This is a genomic window from Shewanella sp. GutDb-MelDb (assembly GCF_002836075.1).
Taxonomy (GTDB): domain Bacteria; phylum Pseudomonadota; class Gammaproteobacteria; order Enterobacterales; family Shewanellaceae; genus Shewanella.
The window spans coordinates 1-4,178 of sequence record NZ_PJBM01000025.1 but is presented as its reverse complement, the minus strand read 5'-3'; the positions used below and the strand labels follow the sequence as shown (position 1 = coordinate 4,178).

Annotated in this window: 4 protein-coding genes and 1 pseudogene; 3 read left to right on the top strand and 2 right to left on the bottom strand. The window is 43.0% G+C overall.

Annotated features, from left to right (window positions below; genetic code table 11):
• The 3 genes and pseudogenes from CXF82_RS00720 to CXF82_RS00710 all read left to right on the top strand — a co-directional run.
• Positions 1 to 344 (top strand): annotated as a pseudogene (locus CXF82_RS00720) (phospholipase D-like domain-containing protein); the annotation flags it as partial.
• Between the two features lie 86 nt (positions 345 to 430).
• Positions 431 to 1,183 carry a tRNA-uridine aminocarboxypropyltransferase gene (locus CXF82_RS00715; RefSeq protein ID WP_102043496.1) on the top strand — a complete coding sequence of 251 codons (753 nt, stop codon included), beginning with the start codon at positions 431 to 433 and terminating at the stop codon, positions 1,181 to 1,183.
• Positions 1,184 to 1,424: 241 nt separating this feature from the next.
• Positions 1,425 to 1,667: a hypothetical protein gene (locus tag CXF82_RS00710; RefSeq protein ID WP_101090217.1), complete on the top strand. Its 243-nt coding sequence runs from the start codon at positions 1,425 to 1,427 to the stop codon at positions 1,665 to 1,667.
• A 53-nt stretch (positions 1,668 to 1,720) separates the two neighbouring features.
• Here the strand turns inward: CXF82_RS00710 and CXF82_RS00705 are convergent, their stop codons facing one another.
• Both CXF82_RS00705 and CXF82_RS00700 read right to left on the bottom strand, forming a co-directional pair.
• Positions 1,721 to 2,320 (bottom strand): response regulator transcription factor, encoded by a 600-nt coding sequence (locus CXF82_RS00705; RefSeq protein ID WP_101090216.1) that lies wholly within the window; start codon positions 2,318 to 2,320, stop codon positions 1,721 to 1,723.
• A complete protein-coding gene (locus CXF82_RS00700) occupies positions 2,313 to 4,094 on the bottom strand; it encodes a sensor histidine kinase (protein WP_257982697.1) in 1,782 nt (593 codons plus the stop codon). The genes CXF82_RS00705 and CXF82_RS00700 overlap by 8 nt, the downstream gene beginning before the upstream one ends.
• Positions 4,095 to 4,178 lie beyond the last annotated feature (84 nt).

Below are 4,178 nucleotides of genomic sequence, written 5' to 3'. Positions count from 1 at the left end.
CAATCGATAATGGTCAGTTAAATATTCACTTATGGAAAGATGGCCGTAATAGTTTTCATCTTAAAGGGATCAGCGCTGATGGCAAACGTCATTTGATCACTGGTAGTAACCTTAATCCTCGCGCCTGGGCGCTTGATTTAGAGAATGGATTGTTACTGCAAGATGATAACGAAAGCTGGAAAGAGCAGTTCGAAGCAGAACAAACTCATATTTTGCAGCATACAGAGCGACTGTATCACTATAGTCAAATCGAGACGCTGCATAATTATCCCGAACCTGTTCGTAAAATTATGACGCGGATTAAACGCTTACGCGCTGATTTTTTATTACGCCGTATACTATAGTTATAGAACGATAGTGAGCAACCGACGACCAATGAGCCTGCTGATTAAGTAGGCTTTTTTATTTCCTATAGAGGCTCAACCGTAGCATGCATTTGCCAGATCACGCCGTTCATCGTTTATACCAATACCGTAAAGCAATATCATCTAAGCCGTTTACGGCCCGCGGCAAAAATGTTGTCCGCTGTGAACGTTGTTTATTAGCCAAAAGGTATTGCACTTGTGCCTATCGCAAATTGGTTAATACGCAGATAGCCTTTATGCTGATCATGTATGACGATGAAGTGCTTAAGCCCAGTAATAGTGGCCGTCTCATTGCAGATATTGTCCCTGATACCCATGCCTATATCTGGTCCAGAAATGAGCCTAACCGTAAGATGCTATCTGTTATTACAGATCCAAAGTATCAAGCTTATGTGGTTTTCCCATCTGAATATGCAGTCGAAAATCAGCCAATAGCCGAAAGCATTGATCAAGCCGCACTCTCAGAGGGTAAAACACCCTTGCTGATCGTACTGGATGGTAGTTGGCGAGAAGCGATTAAAATGTTTAGGAAAAGTCCCTATTTACACGGATTACCTATGTTGTCTTTTTCTCCGAAAGCAGCGGCATCTTATGCACTTAGAAAAGGTAGCCGCGATTTTCAACTGGGCACTGCCGAAGTGGCATCATTGGCTATTGCCGCAGCAGGTGAACCCAAAAATGCTGGCGTATTGGAAACCTGGTTTAGCTATTTTGTAGAGTCCTCTTTGCATGGCCGTAGTCGTAATAAACGTGATGAACTAGGACTATTGAGTCAATTGAAACAAGATTATTTAGAGGCTAGGAAACAAATCGAATAGTCGCTGCGGTGACTCGATTCAGCTTTGTAGGCCGAAGCTAGAGCAGATTGAATTGCTGAAAAGTGTCAAAAGTAGATCGAAGTCGTTGCTAACGGTAAACAGCGAGCTAGACATTGAACAAAGAACTGAACTAAGAATTGGACTGAAAACAGTGATCAGGATTCATTTGTAAGCGAGTTGCAATTAAATGGAGATCCGTTAACCTTAAATGAAGCCCAATAGACAGGAGGCCTTACTCAGTATGAATACACCTTATTACCAGCAGAGCTATGGCTTAAAAGGGCATAACGTAAAAGCTTATTGCTTTACTTTAATGCTGTCGATTTTTGGTTTATTGTTCACCGCACTCAATGCGCCTAGTGATCATGGCCCCATCTTGGCTAAAAGCCGCTACAGTGCTGGATTAGTCTGCCAAGTTAAAGGTTGGGAATTTTGTGCTACATGGGCAAATTCTATCCGCGGTCCAGGGAGTCGCATTGCATAGCTAAGTGTTGTTCTCTCACGCAAGGACAACTGTTAACTTTGATTTTTGAGGCTCTAATCAATATTTTTCCCCATTAAAAATGCCAGTTCCGCGACATTGCTGACCTGCATTTTTTGCATGACTTTTTGGCGATGTAACTCTAGAGTGCGTTGGGCAACATTAAGTTCAGCAGCAATGACTTTATTCAGTTTCCCTTCCAACACCTTTTCCATCACTTCCCGTTCTCGTGGGGTTAGTGTTACGAGCTTATTGGCTAGCGCTTGCCGTGTCGCTTTACGGAGCATGTTTTGTTCCGTCTGTGCGCTCGCTTGTTCGAGCAGTAACACCAGCTTGTCACCGTCTACTGGTTTTTCCAAAAAATCGAGCGCGCCTTTTTGAATGGCTTGTACTGCCATTGCAATATTGCCGTGACCGCTTAACATAATAACGGTAATAGGGCTGCCGGCCTTTGTCATATGATTCAATAACGCGCTGCCATCCATTCCTGGCATTTGCACATCTAAAATCGCGATAGCGCTTTGTTGCAGATCAACTGCTTGTAGAAAACTATCTGCCGATAAAAAGCCTTTTGGTTGATAACCCAGCCCGGTTAGCATCCAGGTTAATGAGTCCAATACAGCTTGATCGTCGTCGACAAGGTACAGGTTATTCATTAGAAGCCTCCTTCGTGGGTAAGATTATTGTTATGGTTAAACCAGACGCGCTATTATCTGTCTCTTTATGGGGATTATTGTGTGCTCTAATCTCGCCATGGTGCTCTTCAATGATGCGCTTACAGATTATCATGCCAAGGCCTAAGCCATTTTCTTTTGATGTCTCAAAGGGGAAGAACAAACGTTCTAAGGCGCTCTCTGTGAGCCCGCTACCCTTATCTTTGAAATCAATTTGTGCATACTGCTCGTTTTTAGTCAGTGAAATAATCAATTGGGGTGAACTGACACCTTCCATTGCATCCAATGCATTGCGGATAATATTAACAAAAACTTGTTGTAGCAGACTTGGATCGGCATTAAGAGAGACTTGCTCTGCATTTAACTCTGGAGCAATTTGCATCCTGCCAAACTCTGCAGCCATTAAACTTAAAGTTTCATCCAAGATCTGATTGAGACTGCAATGGCTCATGACACTGGGCTGTTGGCAGAAATGCCTAAATCGTTTAATGGTCGATTGCGCTCGATCGACCTGCTGTATCGCCTTTGTCATCGCTTCTTTCAAATCGACTTGTTCATCGGATAAACGATAAATACAACCCTGTGTTAAATAGCGGATCCCCGCTAAGGGTTGGGTTAACTCGTGAGCGATACCTGACGCCATCTCTCCGGTTAACAGTACTCGCTGAGCCTTGTAGAACTGTTTTGTCTGTTCTAATAACGCTTTTTGGGTTTGAGTATGCTGCTGAGTTTCAGCTTGTAGATCTTGGGTGCGTAAAACGACCAGACGTTTTACGCGTAAATGGTGGATGTAACCCAACAAAAGGAAAATGGCTGCAAAACATGCCCAGGGTAGTGCGCTTTTAAATATCGAGGTCCAGTTGGTGACAAATGGCCATCGCTGTAACTGTTTTAATAATTTAAACACCTCACTATCATTGACGGTTGCAGACCAGGAATCATAACGGCCTTGAATTGCTGCGGAGTCTTCGGCATGAATCGATAGTAAGGAGCGAATGACATTAGTTGCTAAGCGGTGGTCTGTTTTACCTAATTTTGAAAAAGAGTAGTAAGGATACAGCTCGCTTGAACGTTGGCAGTTAAAACCAGAGGGTTGCTTAGGTAGAACAACATGTAAGCTATCGGGAGCTATCTCACCAGTACTGATAGCATTCTCAAGGACGCAGGTTGGTAAAATGGCGATATCGGCTTCGCCGTTAACAACTAATGTGAGTAATTTTTTCTGTGGGAATCCAACAAACTTAAGCTGCTTAAAGTCACTGAAAGGGTTGAGGCCATTATGTGCCATCTCTCCGGCAAAAATTTGAAAACCACCAAACGCTTGTTTATCACTTGAGACTGCATTCAACTGTTTTAAATCGTTGAAGCTAGTGACCTCTAAGCTCGAACGAGTAATTAATGCTGAGCCAACGGAGTAGTTTGGGTCTTTGTTACCTAAAGGGATGAGTGTCAGTATGCTACTACTGCCAAAATCCTTCTTGTAGCTCACCCCTGTTAAGGCATTGGTGATTAAAAAATCTAACTTGCCTTCGGCAACGCTACGATCAAGTTGACTGGGCGTTAAGGCCATCAGTTTAAAGGACTTATTAAGGTCTTGTTCTAACTTATCTATCGTTGGCTGCCAACGTTGCTTGACCTTATCAGGATGCGTGAAGGTCAATACACCGACACGAACCGGATCGGTATTATCGGCGTAGCTACAGTATGAAAGCACTATAGTACTTAAGATGATGAGTTGGCGAAGCTTGGCTATCATTATTTAGTTCAACAAAGAGACACCTGAGTATTATGACGCCATTATCATAAAATGTACTGATAAACAGCGACACGAAGAGAAATA

Coding starts and splice junctions, on each gene's coding strand:
- CXF82_RS00705 (WP_101090216.1), bottom strand. CDS start 2,320: ATGAATAACCTGTACCTTGTCGACGACGATCAAGCTGTATTGGACTCA.
- CXF82_RS00715 (WP_102043496.1), top strand. CDS start 431: ATGCATTTGCCAGATCACGCCGTTCATCGTTTATACCAATACCGTAAA.
- CXF82_RS00700 (WP_257982697.1), bottom strand. CDS start 4,094: ATGATAGCCAAGCTTCGCCAACTCATCATCTTAAGTACTATAGTGCTT.
- CXF82_RS00710 (WP_101090217.1), top strand. CDS start 1,425: ATGAATACACCTTATTACCAGCAGAGCTATGGCTTAAAAGGGCATAAC.